Origin of the sequence: Pantoea sp. M_10 (assembly GCF_008631515.1) — a bacterium.
Taxonomy (GTDB): Bacteria; Pseudomonadota; Gammaproteobacteria; order Enterobacterales; family Enterobacteriaceae; genus Pantoea; species Pantoea anthophila.
In genome coordinates this window covers 27,235-51,825 of record NZ_VWUL01000002.1, presented here as the reverse complement: position 1 = coordinate 51,825, position 24,591 = coordinate 27,235, and the positions used below count along the sequence as shown (strand labels likewise).

Genomic DNA, 24,591 nt, shown 5'->3' with positions numbered 1-24,591 from the left:
TTGCGTCCGGTCAGACAGATTTCTGTTGTTGTCACCGGCAAAAATATTCGCAAAATAAAGAGCTACCCGATGCCGTACACACCTGTGCGGCGCTTCACGGACACCTAAGAGGTAGCTCATGCACACGACTTTAAACGCGCATTCATCCGCCCCGGCGGCCCCTGCCATGCCGGTATCATTCCCGGTTCAGGAACGCTTTATGCGCCTGCCGGAAGTGATCCACGTCTGCGGCCTGTCCCGCTCAACCATTTACGACCTCATCAGCCGCAGTGCTTTTCCGGTGCAGGTGTCGCTTGGCGGCAAGAACGTCGCGTGGCTTGCGAGCGAAATCAGCGCCTGGATGAATGCACGCATCGCCGCACGCGATCAGGAATTTGCAGCATGATCTTCACCAACTGTTGAGATTTTCCGTCATGCTGCATTTTCCTTTGTTCCCCGGCTTGCGCGCCGGGACCATTCCCTGGTACAGTCTTTCTGCTGTCGCAAAATCGGCAGCCGGGCGTAGGAACCCGAGCGAAACAAAGGCGACACCAGACGCGCCATGCGTCTTTTTTTGTGTCTGTGCCCATGTGCACCCATTTTTCGGGCAGCGGTTCTGTTTCCGCTGTGCCGTCTGCGTAATGGTGGCCCGGGCGGGGCAGCCTCCGGGCTGGCCGGTTTCCTTTGTTGCCGGTATTCCTACCCCCGTCCGGGCTGCCACCCTTGAGCGTAGGAACTCTGGTGGTAGCTGTAGAAAGCTAACAAAGGAGTTTGCCCCTATGGCTGCGGTCCTTAATTCCCCATACCCTCAGTTTGTTTTCGTCTTTGCCGCCGTGCGCCGTACAGAGCGTCAGCAGCGTATCCACATGCTCCGCACCGTTGCCACTGACGAACGCGCCGCACGCCTGCCACTGGCCCGCGATTACGTGCTGTCACTTGCCGCCCGCCTGCCGGTCCGGGAGGTGTGCGCATGACTCACGCCACCATTTCCCACGCCGACCTGTTACGCCTTGAACACCTGCGCAACGCCGGGCGCTTTATAAGCGACATGACCCTGCTTCAGGAGTGTCACGAGCAGCCACCGACTTCACAGCAGGCGCAGCTGAACTCGCTGATTTTCCTCATCACCGAGCAGCTGGACGGAGTGGTAAACCGCTGTCAGAACGGCTGGATGAACGGGAAGGTTGAGCCATGAGCGCACATACCCTTTCAACTGAGCTGCGTTCCGCGCTTTCACGCCGCGCAGTGGCCTGCGCCTGGCTGACCGTCTGCAGCGAACAGAAGCGCTATCCCGGCCTGACGCTGGCGCGTCTTGAGCACGCCATTGAAACCGAGCTGGAGGGCTTCTACCTGCGCCAGCACGGACGCCAGCGCGGTCAGGAAATTGCCTGCGCGCTGCTCGACGATCTGCTGGCCGCCGGGCCGCTGAAGTCGGTTCCGTGCCTGAGCTTTCTGGGACAGGTGGTGATGGATGAACTCTGCGGGCGTCTCAAAGACGCGCCGGTGCTGCACTGAGGGAGAAAAGAACAATGAAAATGACCGTATCAGACGCGGCAAAAGCCGCACAGGGCCAGTGGCCCCGCATCCTGCCCGCGCTGGGCGTGAAGGTGGTAAAGAACCGCCATACCTCCTGCCCGGTATGCGGCGGAACCGACCGCTTCCGCTTTGACGACCAGGAGGGGCGCGGCACGTGGATTTGTAATCAGTGCGGTGCCGGTGACGGCATGGATCTGGTGAAAAAGGCCCTCTCACTGAGCCTGACCGAAGCCGCCGCGCGCGTTAACGGCCTGACCGGCTGCCTGCCACCGGCGGACAACACGCCTGCCGCCAGCGCGGGCGAAGATAACGAAGCCGCCCGTGCCGCCGCCGTGAAGCAGGCACAGCAGCTGGTCAGCAGCGCGCAGCATGCCAGCGGCAATGCCTATCTGTCCCGCAAGGGCTGGCCGCATCAGTCCTGCCTGACGCTGGCAAAGCCGCTAAAGGTCGCGCTAACGGCCTATCGTGCCGGTGATTTGCTCGTTCCCCTTCATGATACGGGCGGCCAGCTGGTGAACGTGCAGCTGATTAACGCCACAGGTGAAAAGCGCACGCTGAAGGGCGGCCAGGTAAAAGGCGCATGTCACGTTCTCAGCACCGGCAAACCGGCAGCGCGCATCTGGCTGACGGAGGGCTATGCCACCGGCCTGACGGTGCACAACCTGACCGGGGATGAGGTGTGGATTGCCCTGTCGTCCGTTAACCTCCTTTCTCTGGCTGGCCTTGCCCGTGAAAAGCACGCCGCACTGCCGCTGCTGATTGCCGCCGACCGCGACCTGAACGGCGACGGCCAGACTAAAGCAAGGCAGGCAGCCGAAGCCAGTCGCGCCGCCGTGGCCCTGCCGCCGGTGTTCGGTGACTGGAATGACGCCTTCATGCAGCACGGTGAGGAAAGCACCCGGCTGGCGCTGGCCGAAGCCGCCACGCCGCCTGCCGCCAGTCCCTTCGACGTAATGAGCGAGGCGGAATTTTCAGCCATGAGCGCCAGTGAAAAGGCGGAGCGCGTGGCGGAGCACTACCGCAGCGCGCTGGCCGTGGACGCCAGCGGGGAAATTCTGTCCCGCTACCTTTCCGGTGCGTGGAAGGTGATTTCCGGGAAGCAGTTTGAGCGCGACGTGGCGAAGCTGTTTCAGCGCCTGCGCGCGCCGTTTTCGGCGGGCAAGATTTCGGGCATAGTGGATACGCTGAAGCTGATGCTGCCGCAGCAGGCCGACCCGGCGCGCCGCCTGATTGGCTTCCGTAATGGCGTGCTGGACACCCGCACCGGCGGCTTCAGCCCGCACAGTAAAGACTTCTGGCTGCGCACGGTCAGCGAGGTGGACTACACAAAGCCCGTTCAGGGTGAAACGCTGGCAGACCATGCGCCGCACTTCTGGCAGTGGCTCGATCGTGCCGCCGGACGGGTCCCGGCCAAACGCGACATTATTCTGGCCGCGCTGTTTATGGTGCTGGCGAACCGCTACGACTGGCAGCTGTTTCTGGAAGTCACCGGTCCTGGTGGCAGTGGTAAAAGCATCATGGCGGAAATCGCCACCCTGCTGGCCGGAACGGACAACACTACCTCCGCCACCATTGAAACGCTGGAGTCGTCGCGCGAACGCGCCGCAGTGATTGGCTACTCGCTGATTATCCTTCCCGACCAGGAAAAGTGGAGCGGCGACGGCGCGGGCATCAAGGCAATTACCGGCGGCGATGCGGTTTCCGTGGACCCGAAGTACCGCGACGCCTACTCAACCCATATCCCGGCGGTGATTCTGGCGGTGAACAACAACCCGATGCGCTTCACCGACCGCAGCGGGGGCGTGTCGCGCCGCCGGGTGATCCTGCACTTCCCGGAAATTATCCCGGCAGACGAGCGCGACCCGCAGCTGAAGGAAAAAATCAGCGGTGAGCTGGCCGTCATTGTGCGCCAGCTGATGCAGCAGTTCAGCCAGCCGCAGCAGGCCCGGTCGCTGCTTCAGTCGCAGCAGAACTCTGACGAGGCGATGCGCATCAAGCGCGATGCGGACCCGATGGTGGACTTCTGCGGCTACCTGTTCACCACGGCGGAGCCAAACGCGCTTTACATGGGGAACGCCAGCATCAGGCCGCTTCAGCCAAGACGTTATCTCTATCATGCCTACCTGGCCTACATGGAGGCCAACGGTTATAAGAATCCGCTCAGCATGAAGATGTTCGGCCTGTCGCTGGAGAGCATCCTGCGTGAGTACGGGCTGAGCTACCTGAAACGGCGCACAAAAGCCGGCATACAGACCAACCTTGACCTGACGGACGACAGCAACGCCGACTGGCTGCCTAAGTGCGGAGAAGCGGCATAACCACTTTAGACCGGTAACTGCCGGTCTTTTTCCTTCTAGATATTGCTGAAAGATGAACAATTTACTTTTCACCTTGTTCCAATATTCACCTTTTATAAGTATGAAGTCACTAATAAAAAGGACGAAGGGCGTGAACAATAATATCTAAAAGATTTTTTATTCAAATTATAATTGCATTCTCTCAATTTACGTCCATTAATGACATAGACTAGTTGTGGTATACCCATGATATCTCAAATTACTGGCTCTAGCCGTAGTAGGGAAGGTTATTAAATTGCTATAATCGAAAACCTTAAAGTTTGTTGATTATAGCCAGATATTAATAATTTAAATTCTCTTTATAGGCTCCAATCACTTACATTTGAAAATAATGAGATAATTGGCGATACTTTAAAGCTAACCTTAACAAATAATTTTATACAAAAATGTGATGATAGTAAAAATTAAACCTTTAATTGTTAATGAAATACCTAGGCTATGTGCGCTCATTATGCATCAATAAAAAAACCCAGCCTTTTAATAATATACTTGCAAATATACATGTGCTATGATTAAGATTGAGGTAAATGATTGGGGGTGTCATGCAAATTTGTTTTTTTGATATGGAGGGAACTTTACTCGTAAAGAATTCTTCATTAGATAATGGTAAGGTTGCGCCAAGCGCATGGACTGTGTTAGCAAAAGAAATCAGCGAAGCCTGTTATATTGAAGAAGAAAAAACGAAAGATTTATGGCTATCAAATAAATATATCAGTTATACGCAATGGATGAAGGAAACCGTAGGGATACAAATTAAGCATGGGATGAATAAAAATCATCTCCAAAATGTTTTATCTCAAGCAAAAATACAAAGAGGTGCTGAGGAGCTCATTAATTTCCTAAAAAAAAATGGATATTTAACAGTTTTGATATCGGGTGGATTTAAAGAATTAGCAGACCTGACTCAACGAAAGCTTAAATTAGATCATGCATATAGTGCTTGTGAGTATTTCTTTGATTTAGATGGAAATATTGAGCATTTCAATCTACTTCCAACTGATGAGGAAGGTAAATTAGTTTTCATGAAACACCTTGCATCGGAATATGATTCAGACCTTGAAAATTGCATTTTTATTGGTGATGGTAAAAATGATGTATTCATAGCAAAAAATGTAGGTACATCAATAGCCTTCAATGCACAGAAGGAACTGAAAGATGTAGCTACATTTATTGTTGACCAAGAAAATCCTGATCTATCTGCGATCATTGATCTTATTAATTTTTAGTGTTTTTTATTCACATCAACTTTAATTTGAAGAGCATTTATTTGTTCTTCCAATCTATTTATTTTTTCTTCTGATTTGATTTTGTATTCTTTGTAATCATCTAAATCATAGTGGTTGGCAAAATAAACGTCCCTGCCAATTGAAATCACTGACATAAGTAGCCCAACTAAAGCAATTACAATTCCAATCCTTGTGATTGAAATGCTACTTAATTTATTAGTTAATTCTTTTTGAATTTCCTCTTTGAGAACCACTGGCTCTAAAAATGTCTTAGGAAATTTTGCTATATCTGAAGCACAGTAAGATTTGTATTTTTCATATCTTTCCTTAACATCATAAATATTAGAACTGGTGGGAGCAGGGTAATAACTTGTATCTTTGTCTATTTCATGAAAAACAACTCTAAAGAAAGATTTATCCTCATCATTATCAGTAATCGGTAAATACTCTTCAACTGCTGAAAAGTTAATGAGCAACGTAGAAATAGGGCCATTATAATTTGAATCAATTATCCCGGTATTGAGAGCCAGGAAACCTTTTTTTGATAGAGTGTTTTTCAAAAAAACATACGCAACAAAACCTTCTGGAACGTGTAGTATTTCTTCCGATATCACAAAGGCCGAATCTTGTGGTTTGAGAATCGCCTGCCTTAAAGTGTTAACCTTATTTTTATCGTCCTTGATGAGAACATCTCTAATTGTGAGGTCTACACTTGACTTATTCGAATAGTCTTTTGTCAGTTTTTGATTGTACCTATCACAGACAAAGCCAAAGTCTATTGCATTCTGAGCGCTTATTTGCATCTTTCACCTAACCTAAATTATTTTTACTTCTGAATATGGTGAAGTTAGTTATAAGGTATCCATTAGATATTTCCAACAGTTTCTGTAGGTTATTGTCGTCAATCAACATCACTTCTATAGAAAGGTATTATTAAGCCATAAAAAATTACAAATCATGCCATTAACTTGAAAATTTAACTCCTGTGGCTGCCAAATGCCCTGCATGTGGGTTACGCCAGCATTCGCCCCATGCAAACCTGTCGCTACCTGTATCACGCTTATCTGGCCTATATAGAGGCCAATGGCTAACGCAACCTGCTCAGCATGAAGTCGTTCAGCCAAGCGCTGGAGAGTATTCTGCTCGAGTTCAGGCTGAACTACCTGAAGCGTCGCACCAAGTCAGGCATTCAGACCAATCTTTACCTGACGGACGACAACAGCGCCGACTGGCTGCAGAAGTGCGACGAAGCAACAGCGGCATGACTAACAAAGTTTGGCGCGACTTAGTTACGGCAAGCTGTCCGGGGTGGAATTACGTCAACAAGGGCCGCCCTTTACCACTGGTGCATGATTAATGGAATGCTTCACCCTTTCATCACCCATTATCGTTTTGTTTTTAAAGGATAATATCCAAAGGTGTAGAGTGTGAAGGATTTTTCATAAAATCATTTTTTTATTATTATGCTTATAGAGCTGGAAGTTGCATGTTTTACATGGAAAAAACCATTGGTATACGCATTGGTATACCTAAAAAGCTGAACTAACAAATAACCTCCAATTTCCAATAATTTAAAATTCAAAATCAGATTCCGCCAGCCCAGCGTCCGGGAAGCCCGTACAGAACAAGCCCTCTGGGCTTTTTTTCCTTTATTTTCCCATGAATTATGAAGAGAACTATTCAAATCATAACCTTTTAGCCACCTCATTCAGCTTTAGGATTTTTAAAAGGCTAAAAATAAGGTATCTGATAGTGTTAAGTTGGCGTTCCTAAACCAAGACTCCACCTCGGTATCGTGGAAAATACTAATTATCTATTCGTCAGAAAATTTCTTCTTCATGCAGTTATCTCTTCTGGCTTATGAAGACGTAACTAACATTGCTATATATAAAGAAACAAGGATAGATCATATCAGGTAAAGAGGTCCTAAAGTTCAGCATCAGCAATATGCAGCCTTGTCATTCAGGCGTTAATTACCTTTCCGTCATCATTGCTAAAGCACGAGTGCAAAGCAGCTTGACCCGGCAGAGTACCGTGGAAGGTGGCGCATACCAGCGGCCAGTTAACGTGGTTTTCTTCCTGCGACGCTCATTTCGCCATCATTACATCTCTACCCATATGTCGTACATTTTCAGCCTTCATCTTATTAAAAGCTCATCATTTACTGATTTTACTAATTATCGTGTTATACAGAATCAATCAGCTCATATCATCGAAAGTGCATCTGTAAAAATGAAGGGCAGAGGCTATATGGTGTTTACACTCTGACCTTTAACAGCGTATTATTTCCTGCCAAGAGCACCACGGATGATTACACAAGGAATGTAAAATCATGGCTGCATTACATTGTCCCTGCACCATATTCAAAACCCAAAAGTGGATGGACGATTACGGCGCTAAAGACATGCGCTGCGGCGATCTGACCGAAGCACAGCTAAAGTCTCAGTACCGGCTGGATTACATTTCTGACCGGGTTGATCCCTGGACGCTTACCCGGCGTTCCTCAATGGATCGTCCACAATCCATGTTTTGCTGCAATGTGCGCGGCCAGGGTGAAAAGATTACCCGCCAGCAGTGTGCTGCTCTATTGTTTGATGAGTTCCGCTCATTATCCCGAAAATTTTCTTTTTACGGGCCCTATAGTCATCTGATCAAAAAGATGATCACGCACATGCAGAACGGCAATGGTACGCCCTTCCAAGATATGTCGCTGAACCAGGCTCTAAAAGAACATATAATCAATGATAACTCGCTGGGAAACAGTACACGTCTATTATTGCAGAAAGCGCTTGAAGATAATATTGACTGGCAAAATAGCATCTATCCATCGATTGAAAAGGCAAAACTGTATGAAGCCATATCAGGTGGTAAATTGCCTAAATTCGACAGATTCCAGGATAATTTTAACGGCATGGGTATCACCGTTCATGATACCTGGGCAACGCATATCACTATAAAATCACTGCATATTAATAATGATCGTTTCCGGGCAGTGGTACATTACAAGGTTCAGGATCACTTTGGTCTGGATAGTGATGACATTCTGAATACAAAATTCAATCAGTTTCATTTCTTTTGTATCTGGTTCGTGCTACAGCGATACAATCAGTTTGGCTTCAAACCATTCATGACCAATGTGGAAACAACTCTGGAAATTACTGGAATGCGCAAATGAGACTAAAAGAAAAGATAATTATCGCTCTGTTTTTTCTGGCTGGCTGCGTGCTACTTAGCTACTGGCTGTGGTTGTCTCAGCGCCCCGTGGATATCATAGCCGTTCATCAAAGAAGTAGTGGTTTTAGTGATGTTCTGGTCAATAGCTTCCCGCCAACTGATAAAGGAAAAATCAACTGGTGGTTAAAAAACAAGGAAATGTTAAATGATAAATACGGCATTCCAAAACCTGATAGAAACGGTCATTTTTACCTGACTATTTGGTTATTCGGGGATGGTTATAAAGAGTTAGGTAAATATGACAGACTTTGCTTTGATGATATGAAACCACCCGTAAACTGTATTGAAAAGGAGAGAGTATTTTCAATTAGTTATAGCAAGAATAGAGGCACCATATTTACAGGAAGCGATAGCGAATATCGCCTTACAGCAGATGGGAAAATATTAAAACTTGAAGACGAATAGACTCTCTCGCGCATGGGGATAGTAATGAACGCACCTATCCTCCCCCCCTGTATCAGCCATCCTTAAAATCATTAAAACACTCAAAGGCTTTCTCTCAAGCTAGAAAGTGGCAACATGAGAAACGGGCAGGTTTTAGAAATGAATATGAAGCTAATTGACAACATTTCGCTCTTTGTCGTGAAGGAAGCCCAAAGGCTTGGTGAAACGCAATGTGAAATATTTCTGGAAGATAAAAATACGGGCATTATTGTTTTCGGAAAAGAACTCGAAGCTGCTGTCAGAGTGTCCGATAAACGGTTTTTACTCTTTACCACTGACGATATCCTTTACGAAGAAAGCCTTCATATATTTTATATAGATACTGATTCTGGAATTATTGAACGCCTTTCTCTCGGTGGTCATTATGTTACTGGCACCTTCGCGAATTTGAATGTGAATGAAAATTCTGTGAGCTTTAGCTTTATTGGAGATACGACATGGACGGTGCACGTGTTGCCAACTCCCTCCCTGAGATTACCCTTAACCGATCCTCCTGGTGTAAGCCGTCCAATGGGATTAAGAAAATACATTGCTATCACCGCAACCCCTGCGCCAGCCAGGGCTGACGGCAGCTGGTAACCAGTCCCTGATCTACAGCTCCCCTACCCGCGCTCATCCCTTTCCTGCGCACCAACTCAGCGCACTCATATTTTGCACTGCATCACACTTATCACTTTGCCATCCCTTTTAACCCCTGATTTTGAAGAGTTTTTGGATTGGCACACTTCCTGCAAACTTTTTCAGTCACGTCGTTCCACAGGGATGATGATCTTAAAGATTTGGCATCAGCCGTTAACCGTCCGGACATCTGCGACGCCATAAGAGTGGCATACAGAGCGGGCGAAATCTGGCTGCATAACAGAACGTACTTCCGGAGAGAGCCATGACCTCAATTAGCGAACCAGTGGTAATAGCGAAACACAGCAAATGGGTACAGCTTCTGCTTGGCTTAATCTGCATGGCAGCCATTTCCAGCCCGCAGTACGTCTGGACGCTGCTGACCAAACCGATGATGGCCAGACTCGGCGTCGGGCTGGCGGAACTGCAGGTAACGTTCTCAGTGCTGATTATTCTGCAGACCTTTTTCTCACCCTTTCAGGGTCGACTGGTGGAGCGTTTTGGCCCGCGTCTGCTGATCTCGATAGGTACGGTGATGGCTGGCTTCAGTTGGGTCATCGCCGCCCGGGTCGATAGCCTGGCCGCACTTTATCTGGTTTATGGCTGCCTCGGCGGACTGGGCACGGGAATTGTTTATATCGGCGTCGTGGGGCTGGTGATGAAATGGTTTCCACAGCAGCGCGGTTTTGCCGCCGGAACTGTGGCGGCGGGCTACGGCATGGGCGCGATTTTTACCACCTTCCCCATTTCCATCTCTCTCAACAGCTACGGTCTTGAACAGACAATGACGGTTTTTGGCCTGCTCTTCGCCGCGGTAGGTCTTCTCGCCAGTCAGAATTTAAGGCTGCCCGGCACCAGCATGATGACGCCGGTCAGCACATCATCCGCACCCGTAGTGAGTCAGCGCCAGTTTAAATCCGGGGAAATGCTGCGTCAGCCGCTGTTCTGGCTGATGTTTATGATGATGACGATGATGTCGACCTCGGGTTTGATGGTGACGTCGCAGATGGCGATTTTTGCCGAAGACTTTGGCATCAGCAAGGCGGTCATTTTCGGTATGGCCGCGCTGCCTCTGGCGCTGACCATCGATCGTTTCACTAACGGCTTAACGCGACCGCTGTTTGGTTTTATCTCCGACCGCTATGGGCGTGAAAACACCATGTTTATTGCCTTCGCACTGGAGGGCGTGGCGATGACGCTGTGGCTGGCGTGCCGTGAAGATCCGTTGCTGTTCGTTCTGCTCTCAGGCGTCGTCTTCTTTGGCTGGGGTGAAATCTTCTCGCTTTTTCCCTCCACACTCACCGACACCTTCGGCAGTGAAAATGCCTCAGCCAACTATGGCTGGCTCTATATCTCTCAGGGCATAGGCTCGATCTTTGGCGGCCCGCTGGCGGCGCTGATGTATCAGCACACCCATAACTGGCACCTAGTCTTTGGCTGCGCGATTACCTTCGACTTCATCACGGCCGGGCTGGCGTTATGGGTTCTCAAGCCGTGGCGGGCACGGTTTATGCGCCGGTAAGTCTGGCGCTGGCGACGCAGAATAGAAAGTGTACAGCCGGGACCCGAAGTCCCGGCCAGAAAAGCAGCACCATCCCTCACCATGCCCGGAATCGCCGTACGACTCTCACCCTCCGCCCGCTGTCAGATGGACCAGTTCCCTTCATGAAAACGTTAAAGCGTAAGCTTAAACGGTCAAACCCACATAAACGGTCACAAACAGTCATGCCTTTCCCGTAACAGCGGTATAGTCTGTTCAGCCGGTATTTTATTTTCACCGGCCCTCAGCGCGAAAATATGTGAGAGGAATCACTTTCAACTGCAATTAATTGTATGGCTTTGCATGTTTTATTTCGACTTCATCACTTAATAAAGGGCGTCACTATTTGCCCACGTGGACTCCTGCCCAGTCCACATTTTCCCATGTTCGCTTCCAGTAATTTATCTCCATCGGAGGAAAAGTATGTTGCCGATTGAAAGACAGCAAAGAATTATTAATGAGATTAATATTAATGGCCGGGTAATTGTCTCAGAACTGGTCACGCTGTGTCAGGTTTCACAGGAAACCATTCGCCGGGATTTAAGCCAGCTGGAAAAGCGCGGTTTATTACAGCGCAGCCACGGCGGCGCAGTACTGATAAAAAAACAAAGCACCGGCACGCCGGGAAATAACAGAATCGCTAAAGAGAACGAATTATCCTTCCGGCAGCGAATTAATGAGCACGCTGATGAAAAAATGATCATTGCTAAGCGTGCGCTCGACTTTATCAGCCCCGGCGACTGCATCCTGCTGGATAGCAGCACCACCTGCTGGTATCTGGCGCGGCAGCTACCGGACATTGAGTTAACGGTATTAACCAATTCGCTGCGCATCGTGCAGACGCTGGCGGCGCGCGGCAGTATCCGCACGATCTGCCTGGGTGGGGAATATTCCGATCGCGATGAAGATTTTCACGGCGTGGTGGCTGAGCAGCCACTGCGCGAATTTCAGATTAATAAAATCTTTTTTTCCTGTAGCAGTCTGGGCAACGACGGATATTTACGCGAAGGCAATGAGAATAATGCGCACCTGAAACAACAGATGCTGCTGGCCGCAGAAAGAAAACATCTTTTAATGGATGGCAGTAAATTTCTGCGCCCCTCTTTTGCCCGAATCTGTCACTACCGTGATGTCGATTTTCTTATTACCGACCAGTTAAAAGATAAAGAGCTTGAACAGGAACTGGCATGGAATGGTGTCAACGTCATCGTCTGTTCTCAGCGTTATCAATCCATGCAGCTAATTAAAAATTAATCCGGAGTCTGTATGAAAAAACATCTTATCGCCTGCTCTCTGCTTGCCCTGTTTGCCGCCTCCGGTGCGCAGGCCGCAGATAAATTACGTATGGGTATTGTGGTCAAAATAGGCGGTATTCCCTGGTTCAATGCCATGGAGACGGGCATTAAAAGTGAAGCGGCTAAACGCGGTATCGATGCGTGGATGGTGGGTCCGACCGCCGCGGACCCGGCGCTTCAGGTGCGCGCCATTGAAGATTTGATTGCGCAGAAAGTCGATATCATCGGCGTGGTGCCCAACGACCCGAAAGTGCTGGAGCCAGTGCTGAAACGGGCCCGTGACGCCGGTATCGAGGTGATTACCCATGAGTCACCCGGCCAGCAGGGGGCCAACTGGGACTTCGAACTGGTCGATGCGACCACTCACGGCATCAACCACATGAAAGCGCTGGCGAGCTGCATGCATGACGAAGGCAAATATGCCATGTACGTCGGCAGCCTGACGGTGCCTCTGCATCAGCAGTGGACCGACGCCGCGCTCACTTACCAGAAAGAACACTATCCCAGAATGCAGCTGGTCACCGACAAGTTTGGCGTCGGCGAATCGCTGGATGACTCCATCCGTACCACCAATGAGCTGATGTCAAAATATCCCGATCTGAAAGGGATCCTGGCGTTTGGTTCACAGGGGCCTATCGGCGCCGGGCGTGCGGTGATGAACCGTAAAAAAATCGACCAGGTCTGCGTCATTGGCTCTTTCAGTCCGGGCCAGGGTGCCTCGCTGGTGCAGCGTAACGCCATCAAAGGGGGCTACATCTGGAATCCGGAGACCGCGGGCGAAGTCTTTGTCCGCATCGCCGACATGATGCAGAAGAAGGAGCCGATCACCGATGGCATGACGATTGAAGGGCTGGGCAAAGTCAAAGTGGATGAAGCCACCCACACCATTCTGGGTAACAGCACCGAAAGTCTGGATAAAGCCAACCTGCCAAAACTGGTAAAAATGGGGCTCTGATATGCAAGAGGTCACTCCACAGACATTGATTGCGCTCGGGAATCTGTCGAAAACATTTGGTGGTAACCGCGCACTCAGCGATATCTCCCTGACTCTGCGGGCAGGCGAAGTGCACTGCCTTGCGGGCACCAACGGCTGTGGCAAGAGCACTCTGATCAAAGTTATCTCCGGGGTGCACGCCCCGGACAGCGGCAGCCGCATCACGCTGGGCGACGGTCCGACGCTGCCGCGCCTCACTACCCGGCAGGCGCGCGACTTCGGTATCCAGGTGATTTATCAGGATCTCTCGCTGTTCCCCAACCTCAGCGTGGCAGAGAACATCGCCTTCGAACATAACCTCAACGGTCTGCTGCGCTGGCACCACCGCGCACGTCTGCGGGAGAGCGCGCGCACTATCATTACCGAACTGAAGTTCGATCTCGATCTGGATGAGAAAGTCGCGGCGCTCTCTATCGCGCAGCGTCAGCAGGTGGCGATCTGCCGTGCGCTGGTCGCCGATGCGCGGCTGGTGATCATGGATGAGCCGACTGCCTCGCTGACCCGCACTGAGGTCAATCAGCTGCTGCGTACCGTGCGCTACCTGAAAGATAAGAACATCTGCGTGGTGTTTGTCAGCCACAGGCTGGATGAGGTGCTGGAGATCTCCGACCGCGTAACGGTGATCCGCGACGGGCGCAAAATGGGCTGCTGGCCTGCGCGGGAGATGACGCCGCACCATCTGACAGAGCTGATGACTGGCCTGAAACTCGACTATCAGCTGAAAGCCCCGACGCGCAACAGCGATCGCGCCATTCTGGAGATCGAGTCGTTAACCCGCGCCGGTCAGTATCACGACGTCAATTTTAAACTCTATGAAGGTGAGGTGCTCGGACTGTGCGGGCTGCTCGGTTCCGGCCGTACCGAGCTGGCGCTGTCGCTGTTCGGCATGACCCGTCCCGACAGCGGCAAGATCTGGCTCGACAGCAAGCCGGTGCGCTTTCGCGGCCATGAAGATGCGATCAAAGCGGGCATCGGCTACGTCTCGGAGGATCGGCTGACGCTGGGCCTGGTGCAGCAGCAGTCGGTGGCGGACAACATGGTGCTGCCGATCCTCGACAAGCTGCAGAACCGCTTTCACCTGATCGATGAGTACCGTAAAAACAAGTTAATTCTGCAGTGGATCCAGCAGCTTGGCGTGCGCGTCGCCGATCCGAATCTCGCTATCTCCACCCTTTCCGGCGGTAACCAGCAGAAAATTGTGCTGGCGAAATGGGTGCTGACCCAGCCGCGCATTCTGATCCTCGACTCCCCCACCGTCGGCGTCGATGTGGGTGCCAAGGCCAGTATCTATCAGCTGATCCATGAGCTGGCGAAAGAGGGCCTGTCGATCATCCTGATCTCCGATGAGGTGCCGGAGGTCTGGTACAACTGCGACCGGATCCTGCACTTCCGCGATGGCACGATCCATGCCGAATACCAACCCGATAGCGTCGAACAGCAGCAGCTGGCGGAGGTGATCAATGCCTGACTTTTCCCGTTTCCGTCCGCACTCCAGTCAGGGCTGGCTCGCCTGGGTGCTGCTGGCGTTCATTCTGTTTTTCTCGCTCGCCAGCGACCAGTTTCTCACCATGCAGAATCTGCTGGATCTGGCGGAGAGCTACGCCGTTACCGGCATCTTTGCGCTGGGCCTGTTTGTGGTGCTGGTCACCGGTGGAATCGATATCTCGTTTGCGGCCGTCGCCTCGGTGGTGCAGTACCTGCTGGCCTCGCTGTTTGTACAGTTCCAGTTCGACAATGCGCTGCTCAGCATTCTGCTGGCGGTGATGTGCGGCACGCTGTTCGGGGTGCTCAATGCCCTGCTGATCACCACACTGCGGGTGGTCTCCATCATCATCACCATCAGCATGCAGTCGCTGCTGTTCGGGCTGCTGATGTGGGTGACCGGCGGCCGCAGCCTCTACTCGCTGCCGGAGTGGTGGATCACGCTGCGCAACGTGCTGCCGTTCAGCTGGCAGGGTGAGAGTTTCCAGGTCGGCCTGCCGCTGGTCACCATGCTGCTGATCGCCGCGATCACCGCGCTACTGCTGAACAAAACCAACCTGGGACGCCAGCTCTATGCCGTTGGCGGCGATGCGGAGTCGGCCCGCCGTATCGGTATCCGCGTCGGCCTGATTCACGTGTTCGCTTACGGCTGGCTGGGGGCGATGGCGGCCATCGGCGGGCTGGTGCAGGTCTATCGCATGGGCGAGGTGGTGCCCAACGCGCTGGTTGGCGGCGAACTGGACGTGCTGGCCGCCACCGTGCTGGGCGGTGCCAGCCTGATGGGAGGCAAAGGCACGGTGAGCGGCACGCTGATGGGGGTCTTCCTGATCGCCATTCTCAAGAACGGCCTCAACCTGGTCGGCGTCTCGAACTACTTCATGAATATCGTGGTAGGCGGCGTCATCATGATTGCGATCGCCGTGACCCACTACAAAAAACGCAAAGAAACTGACGTCAGTTTCGTGTGACCGAGGGCACTGATGATGAAATCACTGACTGCATTGCGACCCGACGGGACCAACATCGGCCTGATGCTGCTGATTGCGCTGGCGCTGGCCACCTTTACGGTGATGCTGCCGGGGCGCTTCCTGACCGACTCCACCTTTATGAGTATGGCGTTTCAGCTGCCGGAACTCGGTTTACTGACGCTGGCGATGTTTATCGCCATCCTCAGCGGCGGCCTGAACCTCGCCATTATCGCGACCGCTAACCTCACGGCGCTGTTTATCGCCTGGACGCTGATGAGCGCCCTGCCCGCCGGTGCCGGAATGGCGCTACAGCTGCTATGGCTCTTTATCGCCATCCTTGGCGCCATGCTGATCGCGGCCGCGATCGGCGTCGTGACGGGGCTGATGGTGACGCGGATCGGCGCACATCCGATTCTGGTGACGCTGGCGACGATGATGACGCTGAACGGCATCGGGATCTGGCTGACCCGCGGCGCGGCCGTCAGCGGCATGCCGCCGGTGGTGCAGGCGCTGGGGGCTGACACGCTGCTGGGCATGCCGCTGCCGCTCTGGGTGTTCCTGGTCGCCGCCGCGCTGCTGGCGCTGTTTCTTGGTAAAACCCGCGCCGGTAAATGCATCTATATGGGCGGCAGCAACATCAACGCCACCTGGTTCAGCGGTATCAATACCCATCACATGGTGATGCTGGTCTATGTGATCTCCAGCCTGCTCTGCGTGCTGGCGGGGCTGATCATGATGGCGCGCTTCAACTCCGCCCGTATGGGCTACGGCGATGCCTATCTGCTGCTGACGGTGCTGGCCATTATTCTCGGCGGCACCGACCCCAACGGTGGCTTCGGCCGTGTGACCGGCGTGGTGCTGGCGCTGATTGCGCTGCAGGTGCTCTCCACCGGTTTCAATCTGATGAACATCAGCCAGCACGTCAGCCTGGCCATGTGGGGCGCGGTGCTGATTGTGGTTCTCGCCTTCAAACAATTCAAAACCCGATTCAACGAACACCGTGCCATAAAGCTCAGCAGGCTGGCCGCGGTGCTTAATCCTCTGACTGAAAAGAAGGAAGTATGATGCGTACTCAAATCTCCCCGTCACTGATGTGTATGAACCTGATGGAGATCAAGCACCAGCTGCAGATTCTCGACTCGCGCGCTGACTTTCTTCATGTGGATATCATGGATGGTCACTACGTTAAGAACATCACGCTCTCTCCCTTCTTTATTGAGCAGATCCGTCCTTTTACCCGCGTGGCGATCGACGTGCATCTGATGGTGGAAGAGCCAACCGATTTTATCGAGGCGGTCGCCAGAGCGGGTGCTGACTATATCTGTCCGCACGCGGAGACCATCAATCGCGATGCGTTTCGCGTCATTAACCTGATCCGCAGCTTCGATAAAAAGGTGGGCGTGGTGCTGAATCCGGCGACGCCGGTGTCATACCTTCAGCACTATATCCATCTGCTTGATAAGATCACCGTGATGACGGTCGACCCCGGCTACGCCGGCCAGCCCTTTATTCCGGAAATGGTGGAAAAGGTGCGTGAGCTGAAAGCGCTGAAGGAGCAGCACGGCTTTCACTATCTGATCGAGATCGACGGCTCCTGCAACACCCGCACCTATCACCAGCTGATCGGCGCAGGCGCGGAAGTGCTGATTGTCGGCACCTCCGGCCTGTTTAATATCCATGACGATTTAGCCACCGCGTGGGAGATGATGCGCGACAGCATTGATGAGGCCCAGGGGCTGACGAAGGTGTCCGCATGAGATCACGCTGGCTCGGTATCGATATCGGCGGCACCGGTACCCGGCTGCAGCTGATGGAAGAGGGGGGCGTCTGGAGCAGCTTTCGCAAGGTGCCCACCACCAGCTGGGCGCAGCAGCCCGATGCGCTGCAGGCCCTGGCACAGCTCATTGATGAAACGCTGGAGCAGCAGCCGGTCAGTGGCATCATGCTGGGGCTGCCCGGCATCCTCAGCCGCGACAGAAAACAGGTGATCTCGCTGCCCTTTATTCAGGCGCTGGATCATCAGCCGGTGGCGGCACGTCTGGCGGCGCAACTCGGCGTGCCGGTCGCGATGGACAAAGATGTGAACCATCTGATGCTGTGGGATCTGCTGCAGCTGGAGCAGCTGCCGGCTAACGCCGTGGGCCTCTATCCCGGCACCGGGATGGGCAACAGCCTGTGGCTGAATGGCCACTTTTATCACGGCGAGCATGGTGGTGCAGGCGAACTGGGCCACGTGCCCGTCGCCGGAAACGATCTCCCCTGCCCGTGCGGCAATCGCGGCTGTGCGGAGACCCTGACCTCGGGTCACTGGCTGAGTCACTGGGCCGCTCTGAACGCCGCCGACACGCCGATCGCCGCGCTGTTTACCCGCCATGATGAGCAGCCGGAACTTCAGGCGTTTGTGCGACGTCTGGCGCAGCTGATCGCCACCGAGATGAATATACTCGACCCGGAATATCTGATCCTTGGCGGCGGCGTGCTGGCGATGGCTGATTTTCCGCTGGCCCTGCTGCGCAGCCAGATCCAGCAGCATCTGCGGCCACCGGTGACACGCGAAAACCTGAAGATTGTTTTCAGCCACTCAACCGACTACACGGGCTGTCGCGGTGCCTGTCTCGCCGCCGAACGCCTGTTCAGGAGCGCAGGATGAAAGGAAAAGTGTGTGTGTTCGGCTCTTTTAATCTCGATGTGGTCGCCGTGATGCGCCGCTTTCCGCTACCGGGTGAGTCGCTGACGGCGCACCACAGCATGATGGGTGCGGGCGGAAAAGGAGCAAATCAGGCCACAGCGGCGCTGCGCGCAGGTGCGCGGGTGCACTACATCGGGAAAGTGGGTAACGACGATTTCGGCCTCTTTGCGCGTCGTCATCTGGAGAAAACCGGCTTTGATGCCATTACGCTCTTTACCTGTAAGGAGAAGCCCACCGGTAACGCCCTGATTTATGTTGCAGGCGATGATGCGGAAAATATGATTTCGGTTTATCCCGGCGCCAATACCACCGTGACGGCCGCAGAGGTGACGCGCTGTCAGCCGACGGTAGCCGCCGCAGATATTCTGCTGGTGCAGCTCGAAAATAACCTCAGCGCCATCCAGCGCATGATCGATAACGCCCGAGCCAGCGGCACCTTTGTGATCCTCAATCCGGCCCCCTGGCAGAAAGTCAGCGATGCGCTGCTGGCAAAGATCGATCTGCTGACGCCCAACAGCACCGAGGCGACCCAGCTCAGCGGCGTGACCGTCACCGATTTCGACAGCGCCCGCCGCGCCGCCGCGGTGCTGCATCGCAAAGGGGCGCGTCAGGTGATCATCACGCTGGGCATCGCCGGAGCGCTGCTGTCAACGCCTGCGGAGCAGCAGCGCATTCCGCTCTTCCCGGCGCAGCCGCGCGATACCACCGGTGCGGGAGACGCATTCAATGGCGCGCTCGCCGCCCGGCTCGCTTCGGGCGATGACCTGCCGCAGGCGGCGCGCTTTGCTGCGGCATTTGCCTCACTCTGTGTCGAGCGTGCTGGCGCGGCCGATTCCATGCCCTCCTATGCCGAGGCGCTGGCACGCCTGCAGGCGCACCCGGAGTGTATTGTCGAGCCGATTGAGAGTATCACCGCCTGACGCAGACAGCTCATCACGCGGCAGTGTCATCTGCCGCCTCTCCCCCTTTACAGCCCCCGTCCAGACACGAAATAATAGCGCCACACGCCAGGCCCCCTGGCAGCCTCTGAACCGACGTTAATCCAGCGGACCCCATTATGACCAACGAAATCCCTCTTAAGTATTACGATGTCGCCGATGAGTATGCGACCGAGTCCGCGAAGCCGGTGGACGAAGTGGAACGCACCCCGCTGGCGCACTACTTCCAGCTGCTGATCACTCGTTTAATGAACAACGAGGAGATCAGTGAAGCGTCGCAGCAGGAGATGGCGCGTGAAGCGGGCATCGACGAGCAGCGTATTGATGATATCGCTGAGTTCCTGAACCGCTGGGGCAATGAGTAACGGCGATTGATCCTCAGGCGGGCCTGCGCTTTCCGGCAGCCCGTCTGGTGCGCCTCCCCGCTCACTGCGCTGCAGAGCACGGCGCCGGACAGCCTGTTCTCCCCTCCTTCCCCTTTTCCGCCCCGCTTTTGACCCCGCCGCCTGACGCGCCGCCGTGCCTGGCACGCCGGAAAATTATCGTCCAGACTGATATAGTCTGTGCAGGCATTGTGTTTTACACTGCGCGCTGTAAAAACTGAGCAGAGTAAGCAGGCAAGAAAAATGGCGATGAACGGAACAATCACAACCTGGTTTAAAGATAAAGGATTCGGCTTTATCAAAGATGAAAACGGCGATAACCGCTATTTTCATGTGATTAAGGTCGCCAATCCTGATCTGATTAAGAAAGATGCGGCGGTAACGTTTGAGCCAACCACCAACAACAAAGGCTTATCCGCCTATGCGGTGAAGGTGGCCCCGGAGAGTAAATATATCTTCATCGCGGGCGAGAGGCTGAAAATCACCTCGATCAAGTCTTACCTGGTCTACAGCGAAGAAGTGCCAGCCGATACCGGTATCGACAAAGAGAACGCGGTGCTCTCAGTAGGTCTGCTGCTGAATAACATCCGGCCTAAATCGGACGCGAAACCGGGTGAGATGCGCTCGCTGAAAAAGCTGGCGGTCACCACTTTCCAGGGCTCGACGCTGATCTTCTCCGAAGATGAGATCGACATTGAAAGCACGGTCAAAGTGCTTAAGTCCCTGAAGTAACCCCGCCGCAGGGCCGGATGCCTGTGCGCCGCCGCACCAGGATACCGGCCCGCTGCCCCTCTCTCCCTGAACCCGTCCCGTCGCTGCGCGTCTGACGCCATCCTCCATAGGTTTCTCTGTTGCGCCACGGGGCCGCACGTGTCCCCTTCTGCTTCAGCACACCACCCTCTGACGGCCTGCGGAAAAAAACCGGTCAGAAACGCGGGTCAGGCAAGGATCATCCCCCTGAAGCGTTTTCCAGGGTAGAATTACAGACTTTGTTCACGCATGGCTCAGGTTTTCCATCAGCGCAAATTGATACGAAAAGCGGGTGAAATAAGGTATAAAGCCGCATGAAAATCCCAAACAGAATTCAGCCCCTGGTCGATGACGGCCTGATTGACGATGTGCTGCAGCGCCTGAAAAGCGGCAAGGAAGCAGACGTCTACACCGTGCTTTGCGGTGACAAAGTGCAGTGCGCCAAAGTCTATAAAGAGGCGACCCAGCGCAGCTTTAAGCAGGCGGTTCAGTATCAGGAAGGCCGGAAAACCCGTAACAGCCGTAACGCCCGCGCCATGCAGAAAGGCTCAAAGTTTGGCCGTAAGCAGCAGGAAGAGTCCTGGCAGACCGCCGAAGTCGACGCCCTGTTTCGCCTGGCTAACGCCGGTGTGCGCGTGCCTCAGCCCTATCTCTGCATCGACGGGGTATTGCTGATGGAGCTGGTCACCGACGCCAATGGTTCGGTCGCGCCGCGCCTCAGCGACGTAACGCTCTCCGAAGAGGAGGCGATCACCGATTTTAACACCATGATCCGCAACATCGTTCGCATGCTCTGTGCCGGTATCGTTCATGGTGACCTGTCGGAGTTCAACGTCCTGCTGGATGATCAGGGACCGGTGATCATCGACCTGCCTCAGGCGGTGGATGCGGCGGCCAACAACCATGCGGAGTCGATGTTCGCGCGTGACGTGAATAACATCACCGCCTACTACGGGCAGTTCGCCCCGCAGCTGTTAAAGACGCGCTATGCCGGCGAGATCTGGCAGCTCTATGAAGAGGGTAAGTTAACCCCGGAAACGACGCTCACCGGCCAGTTTGTGGAAGAGGAGCGTGACGTGGATATGGATTCCCTGCTGGATGAGATCATCACCGCTGAAGATGAGTATTACGAGCGTCAGCGTGCCAGCCGGGAGCGCGACCAGGAATAGGTGCCCCGCCAGTAAAAACGGCAGCGAGTCACCTCGCTGCCGCACGCTCATTCTCCTGTCACCGCACCAGAACCGTCAGCGCAATCAGGGTGACGCCGATGATCATCACGCTGACAAAAACGCGGTCCAGCCTGCTTTTTTTCATCTTCCCCTCCTCAGAACCACTGACCGAAACGACGGATGTAGAGACGTTTCATGCCCTGCGCCACCAGGCAGTAGCTGAACAGCGTCAGCACCAGCCAGGGGAAATATTGCCAGGGCAGCGGCACCAGTCCGACCATCGCGCCCAGCGGTGAGAACGGAATCAGGATGCCCAGCGCCATGATCGCCAGCGTCGTCAGCATCACCGGCAAGGTGGCGCGACTCTGGATAAACGGAATCTTCCGGGTGCGCAGCATATGCACCACCAGCGTCTGCGACAGCAGCCCCTCTATAAACCAGCCGGACTGGAACAGTGACTGCACGCCCGCATGGTTCGCGCTGAAGACAAACCACATCAGCGCAAAGGTGGTGATATCAAAAATCGACGAGGTTGGCCCCATCCACAGCATAAAACGTTTGATATTGCCGGCATCCCATTTGCGCGGCTTGTTCAGGAACTCACGGTCAACCTTGTCCCACGGCAGCGCCAGCTGGGAGACGTCATACATCAGATTCTGAATCAGCAGATGAATCGACAGCATCGGCAGAAACGGAATAAAGGCACTGGCGACCAGCAGAGAGAAAACGTTGCCGAAGTTCGAGCTGGCGGTCATGTTGAGATACTTAATGATGTTGCCAAAGGTCTCACGTCCCTTTAATACCCCCTCGTTCAGCACCTGCAGATCTTTCTCCAGCAGGATGATGTCTGACGAGGCTTTCGCCACATCCGCCGCGCTGTCTACGGAAATCCCGGTGTCAGCCGCCCGCAGCGCAGGCGCGTCATTGATGCCATCGCCCAGAAATCCCACGGTATGACCGTTCTGCTGCAGCAGGCGCACCAGACGTGATTTCTGCAGCGGCGTCAGCTTCGCAAACAGGGTGCAGCGTTCCGCCTCCAGCGCCAGCTGCGTGTCGTCCATCGCCTCAATCTGTTCGCCGGTCAGCATCGCCGGATCGGTCAGCCCGACATCGGCACAGACCCGCTGCGTCACCAGAGGGTTATCCCCGGTCAGCACTTTCACCGCCACGCCGCTGTCGCGCAGGGCTTTAATCGCCTTGCCGGCGCTGGCTTTCGGTGGATCGCGGAAGGTCAGCATTCCCTGGATAACCAGTTCGCGCTCATCACTTTCGCTGAGCGGCGCATGCAGCTCATCATCACGGGTCGCCACCAGCAGCACCCGATAGCCCTGCTGATGGTAGCGTTCGGTCTGCGCCAGCAGCGCCTCGCGCTGTGCCGCATCCAGTGCGACGACTTCATCGCCCTGCCGGACGGCGATGCTCACCGCCAGCATCTCTTCCACCGCCCCTTTGCAGATCAGCTGTGAGCGATGCTGCGCCAGATCTTCCACCAGCACCGAAACGCGGCGGCGGGTAAAATCGAATGGCACCTCATCGATCAGCTGATACTGGCTGCGCCGGGTCTGTGAAATAACCTTGTCTCCGGCGCAGAGCACGGCGCGATCCATCAGGTTTTTTGCGCCACTCTGGCTGCCGCTGTTGAGCCAGGCCAGCAGCAGCACCTCCGCATCCTCCGCGCCCCGGGTGTCCAGATGATGCGCCAGCAGAATGGTGTCCTGAGTCAGCGTGCCGGTTTTGTCGGTGCAGAGCACATCCATCGCCCCCAGGTTCTGAATGGCATTGAGCTTTTTAACGATCACTTTGCGGCGTGACATCGCAATGGCGCCTTTTGCCAGGTTGGCACTGACAATCATCGGCAGCATTTCCGGGGTCAGCCCGACCGCCACCGCCAGCGCAAACAGCGTCGCATCCATCCAGTCGCCTTTGGTAAAGCCGTTGATCAGCAGCACCACTGGCACCATCACCAGCATAAAGCGGATCAGCAGTTTACTGACGCTGTTAACACCGCGATCAAAAGCGGTCTGCGGACGGCTGCCGGTCAGCGAGGAGGCCAGTGAGCCAAACCAGGTGTCGCCACCGGTCGCCACCACCACGGCACTGGCGGTGCCGCTGGCCACGCTGGTGCCCATCAGGCAGATGTTGGCTGAGGCCAGCAGCTCCTGATCGGTTCGGTCATGGGCGTCGATACCGGCATCCAGGCTCTGTTTCTCCACCGGCAGAGACTCTCCGGTCAGCACCGCTTCGCTGATGAACAGATTACGTGAACTCAGCAGCCGGACATCCGCGGGCACCTGATCGCCGGTGCTGAGCAGAATAATATCGCCCGGCACCAGCTCGCTCATATCCACATCCTGACGCTGTGCGGTTTCACTGCCCGCCTCGCGCCGCAGCACGGTAACCTGGCTGCGCACCAGAGACTGCAGTGCCTGCGCCGCGCGGTTGGTGCGGAACTCCTGCCAGAAACGCAGCAGGCCACTCAGCGTCACCATCGTGCAGATGATGATCACTCCGGAGAGATCGGTCTCCTGACCGGCGCGCAGCGGCAGTATGTAGTCGGTAAACAGGCTGACCAGCGCCAGGACCAGCAGAACATAGATAAACGGGTTATTAAACGCCATCAGCAGCTGCACCAGCGCCGGTGGCGCTTTCTCATGGGCCACTTCATTGCGGCCATAGGTGGCCAGGCGTTTTGCCGCTTCAGCCTGGGTCAGCCCCTGGCGATGCGTGCGCAGATTCGCCAGCGTCATCTCAACGTGCTGACCTGCCTGCCGGGTCACGGCAAATGTTTTTTTACTTTTTTTATCGTTGCGGTTGCCGGAAGCGAGAATGGCAGCCTGTTCCAGTTTCATGTCGCTCATTTCGACATCTCCCTGTTTTAAAGCAATGGTTGTCCTGCACGCAAAATAACGTGCATGGATAAAACCTGGCGTAGCCGGGTTATTTAATGAGGCGACCCTGAGAAATGAACACGCGTTTCTGACGGCACAGA

25 protein-coding genes are annotated in these 24,591 nt (G+C 54.2%); 22 read left to right on the top strand and 3 right to left on the bottom strand.

Features of this window, described 5'->3' with window-relative positions; genetic code table 11:
• Positions 1 to 118 precede the first annotated feature (118 nt).
• The 6 genes from F3I47_RS07120 (at position 119) to F3I47_RS07095 (ending at position 5,098) form a co-directional block, all read left to right on the top strand.
• Complete coding sequence (locus F3I47_RS07120) at positions 119 to 385, top strand: AlpA family transcriptional regulator (RefSeq protein WP_150028964.1); 267 nt, start codon at positions 119 to 121, stop codon at positions 383 to 385.
• A gap of 28 nt (positions 386 to 413) precedes the next feature.
• A complete protein-coding gene (locus F3I47_RS07115) occupies positions 414 to 953 on the top strand; it encodes a host cell division inhibitor Icd-like protein (protein WP_150028989.1) in 540 nt (179 codons plus the stop codon).
• On the top strand, positions 950 to 1,174 hold the full coding sequence (locus F3I47_RS07110) for a hypothetical protein (protein ID WP_150028965.1): 225 nt from the start codon (positions 950 to 952) through the stop codon (positions 1,172 to 1,174). The genes F3I47_RS07115 and F3I47_RS07110 overlap by 4 nt, the downstream gene beginning before the upstream one ends.
• Complete coding sequence (locus F3I47_RS07105; RefSeq protein WP_009088615.1) at positions 1,171 to 1,494, top strand: DUF5375 domain-containing protein; 324 nt, start codon at positions 1,171 to 1,173, stop codon at positions 1,492 to 1,494. The genes F3I47_RS07110 and F3I47_RS07105 overlap by 4 nt, the downstream gene beginning before the upstream one ends.
• Positions 1,495 to 1,508: 14 nt before the next feature.
• A complete protein-coding gene (locus F3I47_RS07100; RefSeq protein ID WP_150028966.1) occupies positions 1,509 to 3,833 on the top strand; it encodes a phage/plasmid primase, P4 family in 2,325 nt (774 codons plus the stop codon).
• A 566-nt stretch (positions 3,834 to 4,399) separates the two neighbouring features.
• A complete protein-coding gene (locus tag F3I47_RS07095; protein ID WP_223812713.1) occupies positions 4,400 to 5,098 on the top strand; it encodes an HAD family phosphatase in 699 nt (232 codons plus the stop codon).
• Here F3I47_RS07095 and F3I47_RS07090 read toward each other — a convergent pair.
• Entirely contained in the window at positions 5,095 to 5,901 is an 807-nt protein-coding gene (locus F3I47_RS07090) for a hypothetical protein (RefSeq protein WP_150041100.1), read from the bottom strand. The genes F3I47_RS07095 and F3I47_RS07090 overlap by 4 nt on opposite strands.
• A gap of 303 nt (positions 5,902 to 6,204) precedes the next feature.
• Between F3I47_RS07090 and F3I47_RS07085 the strand changes: the two genes are divergently transcribed.
• The 16 genes from F3I47_RS07085 (at position 6,205) to F3I47_RS07010 (ending at position 21,602) form a co-directional block, all read left to right on the top strand.
• Complete coding sequence (locus tag F3I47_RS07085) at positions 6,205 to 6,363, top strand: primase-like DNA-binding domain-containing protein (protein ID WP_223812714.1); 159 nt, start codon at positions 6,205 to 6,207, stop codon at positions 6,361 to 6,363.
• Between the two features lie 1,067 nt (positions 6,364 to 7,430).
• Positions 7,431 to 8,273 carry a YPO3983 family protein gene (locus tag F3I47_RS07080; protein WP_150028968.1) on the top strand — a complete coding sequence of 281 codons (843 nt, stop codon included), beginning with the start codon at positions 7,431 to 7,433 and terminating at the stop codon, positions 8,271 to 8,273.
• A complete protein-coding gene (locus F3I47_RS07075) occupies positions 8,270 to 8,737 on the top strand; it encodes a DUF943 family protein (protein ID WP_150028969.1) in 468 nt (155 codons plus the stop codon). The genes F3I47_RS07080 and F3I47_RS07075 overlap by 4 nt, the downstream gene beginning before the upstream one ends.
• Positions 8,738 to 8,875: 138 nt before the next feature.
• A complete protein-coding gene (locus F3I47_RS07070; protein ID WP_150028970.1) occupies positions 8,876 to 9,355 on the top strand; it encodes a hypothetical protein in 480 nt (159 codons plus the stop codon).
• A gap of 304 nt (positions 9,356 to 9,659) precedes the next feature.
• The gene (gene oxlT, locus F3I47_RS07065; RefSeq protein WP_150028971.1) at positions 9,660 to 10,916 is read left to right on the top strand and encodes an oxalate/formate MFS antiporter; all 1,257 of its coding nucleotides are present in this window, start codon (positions 9,660 to 9,662) and stop codon (positions 10,914 to 10,916) included.
• A 441-nt stretch (positions 10,917 to 11,357) separates the two neighbouring features.
• Entirely contained in the window at positions 11,358 to 12,188 is an 831-nt protein-coding gene (locus tag F3I47_RS07060; RefSeq protein WP_009088604.1) for a DeoR/GlpR family DNA-binding transcription regulator, read from the top strand.
• A gap of 12 nt (positions 12,189 to 12,200) precedes the next feature.
• Positions 12,201 to 13,184 carry a substrate-binding domain-containing protein gene (locus tag F3I47_RS07055; RefSeq protein WP_009088600.1) on the top strand — a complete coding sequence of 328 codons (984 nt, stop codon included), beginning with the start codon at positions 12,201 to 12,203 and terminating at the stop codon, positions 13,182 to 13,184.
• Between the two features lies 1 nt (position 13,185).
• Positions 13,186 to 14,691 (top strand): sugar ABC transporter ATP-binding protein, encoded by a 1,506-nt coding sequence (locus F3I47_RS07050; RefSeq protein ID WP_058957968.1) that lies wholly within the window; start codon positions 13,186 to 13,188, stop codon positions 14,689 to 14,691.
• Entirely contained in the window at positions 14,684 to 15,673 is a 990-nt protein-coding gene (locus F3I47_RS07045) for an ABC transporter permease (protein WP_150028972.1), read from the top strand. The genes F3I47_RS07050 and F3I47_RS07045 overlap by 8 nt, the downstream gene beginning before the upstream one ends.
• Positions 15,674 to 15,688: 15 nt before the next feature.
• Positions 15,689 to 16,738: an ABC transporter permease gene (locus F3I47_RS07040; RefSeq protein WP_150028991.1), complete on the top strand. Its 1,050-nt coding sequence runs from the start codon at positions 15,689 to 15,691 to the stop codon at positions 16,736 to 16,738.
• Positions 16,738 to 17,430, top strand: a complete 693-nt coding sequence (gene alsE / locus F3I47_RS07035; RefSeq protein ID WP_058957966.1) for a D-allulose 6-phosphate 3-epimerase — start codon at positions 16,738 to 16,740, stop codon at positions 17,428 to 17,430. Before F3I47_RS07040 ends, alsE begins: the two co-directional genes overlap by 1 nt.
• Complete coding sequence (gene alsK, locus F3I47_RS07030; RefSeq protein ID WP_150028973.1) at positions 17,427 to 18,323, top strand: allose kinase; 897 nt, start codon at positions 17,427 to 17,429, stop codon at positions 18,321 to 18,323. The genes alsE and alsK overlap by 4 nt, the downstream gene beginning before the upstream one ends.
• Positions 18,320 to 19,282 (top strand): ribokinase, encoded by a 963-nt coding sequence (locus F3I47_RS07025; RefSeq protein ID WP_111208350.1) that lies wholly within the window; start codon positions 18,320 to 18,322, stop codon positions 19,280 to 19,282. The genes alsK and F3I47_RS07025 overlap by 4 nt, the downstream gene beginning before the upstream one ends.
• Before the next feature lie 137 nt (positions 19,283 to 19,419).
• Positions 19,420 to 19,665 (top strand): YmjA family protein, encoded by a 246-nt coding sequence (locus F3I47_RS07020; protein WP_150028974.1) that lies wholly within the window; start codon positions 19,420 to 19,422, stop codon positions 19,663 to 19,665.
• Positions 19,666 to 19,926: 261 nt separating this feature from the next.
• The gene (locus F3I47_RS07015; RefSeq protein ID WP_009088583.1) at positions 19,927 to 20,415 is read left to right on the top strand and encodes a cold-shock protein; all 489 of its coding nucleotides are present in this window, start codon (positions 19,927 to 19,929) and stop codon (positions 20,413 to 20,415) included.
• Between the two features lie 332 nt (positions 20,416 to 20,747).
• Positions 20,748 to 21,602, top strand: a complete 855-nt coding sequence (locus tag F3I47_RS07010; protein WP_009088581.1) for a PA4780 family RIO1-like protein kinase — start codon at positions 20,748 to 20,750, stop codon at positions 21,600 to 21,602.
• A 58-nt stretch (positions 21,603 to 21,660) separates the two neighbouring features.
• On the opposite strand, the gene mgtU is transcribed toward F3I47_RS07010, so the two are convergent.
• Positions 21,661 to 21,747 carry a magnesium transporter protection protein MgtU gene (gene mgtU, locus F3I47_RS22705; RefSeq protein WP_350769224.1) on the bottom strand — a complete coding sequence of 29 codons (87 nt, stop codon included), beginning with the start codon at positions 21,745 to 21,747 and terminating at the stop codon, positions 21,661 to 21,663.
• Positions 21,748 to 21,757: 10 nt separating this feature from the next.
• Positions 21,758 to 24,460 (bottom strand): magnesium-translocating P-type ATPase, encoded by a 2,703-nt coding sequence (gene mgtA, locus F3I47_RS07005; RefSeq protein ID WP_150028975.1) that lies wholly within the window; start codon positions 24,458 to 24,460, stop codon positions 21,758 to 21,760.
• Positions 24,461 to 24,591: the final 131 nt, after the last annotated feature.

Bases quoted from the DNA above. Each gene is read 5' to 3' on its own strand.
- F3I47_RS07120 (WP_150028964.1), top strand. From the start codon at position 119: ATGCACACGACTTTAAACGCGCATTCATCCGCCCCGGCGGCCCCTGCC.
- F3I47_RS07115 (WP_150028989.1), top strand. From the start codon at position 414: ATGCTGCATTTTCCTTTGTTCCCCGGCTTGCGCGCCGGGACCATTCCC.
- F3I47_RS07110 (WP_150028965.1), top strand. From the start codon at position 950: ATGACTCACGCCACCATTTCCCACGCCGACCTGTTACGCCTTGAACAC.
- F3I47_RS07105 (WP_009088615.1), top strand. From the start codon at position 1,171: ATGAGCGCACATACCCTTTCAACTGAGCTGCGTTCCGCGCTTTCACGC.
- F3I47_RS07100 (WP_150028966.1), top strand. From the start codon at position 1,509: ATGAAAATGACCGTATCAGACGCGGCAAAAGCCGCACAGGGCCAGTGG.
- F3I47_RS07095 (WP_223812713.1), top strand. From the start codon at position 4,400: ATGATTGGGGGTGTCATGCAAATTTGTTTTTTTGATATGGAGGGAACT.
- F3I47_RS07090 (WP_150041100.1), bottom strand. From the start codon at position 5,901: ATGCAAATAAGCGCTCAGAATGCAATAGACTTTGGCTTTGTCTGTGAT.
- F3I47_RS07085 (WP_223812714.1), top strand. From the start codon at position 6,205: ATGAAGTCGTTCAGCCAAGCGCTGGAGAGTATTCTGCTCGAGTTCAGG.
- F3I47_RS07080 (WP_150028968.1), top strand. From the start codon at position 7,431: ATGGCTGCATTACATTGTCCCTGCACCATATTCAAAACCCAAAAGTGG.
- F3I47_RS07075 (WP_150028969.1), top strand. From the start codon at position 8,270: ATGAGACTAAAAGAAAAGATAATTATCGCTCTGTTTTTTCTGGCTGGC.
- F3I47_RS07070 (WP_150028970.1), top strand. From the start codon at position 8,876: ATGAATATGAAGCTAATTGACAACATTTCGCTCTTTGTCGTGAAGGAA.
- oxlT (WP_150028971.1), top strand. From the start codon at position 9,660: ATGACCTCAATTAGCGAACCAGTGGTAATAGCGAAACACAGCAAATGG.
- F3I47_RS07060 (WP_009088604.1), top strand. From the start codon at position 11,358: ATGTTGCCGATTGAAAGACAGCAAAGAATTATTAATGAGATTAATATT.
- F3I47_RS07055 (WP_009088600.1), top strand. From the start codon at position 12,201: ATGAAAAAACATCTTATCGCCTGCTCTCTGCTTGCCCTGTTTGCCGCC.
- F3I47_RS07050 (WP_058957968.1), top strand. From the start codon at position 13,186: ATGCAAGAGGTCACTCCACAGACATTGATTGCGCTCGGGAATCTGTCG.
- F3I47_RS07045 (WP_150028972.1), top strand. From the start codon at position 14,684: ATGCCTGACTTTTCCCGTTTCCGTCCGCACTCCAGTCAGGGCTGGCTC.
- F3I47_RS07040 (WP_150028991.1), top strand. From the start codon at position 15,689: ATGAAATCACTGACTGCATTGCGACCCGACGGGACCAACATCGGCCTG.
- alsE (WP_058957966.1), top strand. From the start codon at position 16,738: ATGCGTACTCAAATCTCCCCGTCACTGATGTGTATGAACCTGATGGAG.
- alsK (WP_150028973.1), top strand. From the start codon at position 17,427: ATGAGATCACGCTGGCTCGGTATCGATATCGGCGGCACCGGTACCCGG.
- F3I47_RS07025 (WP_111208350.1), top strand. From the start codon at position 18,320: ATGAAAGGAAAAGTGTGTGTGTTCGGCTCTTTTAATCTCGATGTGGTC.
- F3I47_RS07020 (WP_150028974.1), top strand. From the start codon at position 19,420: ATGACCAACGAAATCCCTCTTAAGTATTACGATGTCGCCGATGAGTAT.
- F3I47_RS07015 (WP_009088583.1), top strand. From the start codon at position 19,927: ATGGCGATGAACGGAACAATCACAACCTGGTTTAAAGATAAAGGATTC.
- F3I47_RS07010 (WP_009088581.1), top strand. From the start codon at position 20,748: ATGAAAATCCCAAACAGAATTCAGCCCCTGGTCGATGACGGCCTGATT.
- mgtU (WP_350769224.1), bottom strand. From the start codon at position 21,747: ATGAAAAAAAGCAGGCTGGACCGCGTTTTTGTCAGCGTGATGATCATC.
- mgtA (WP_150028975.1), bottom strand. From the start codon at position 24,460: ATGAGCGACATGAAACTGGAACAGGCTGCCATTCTCGCTTCCGGCAAC.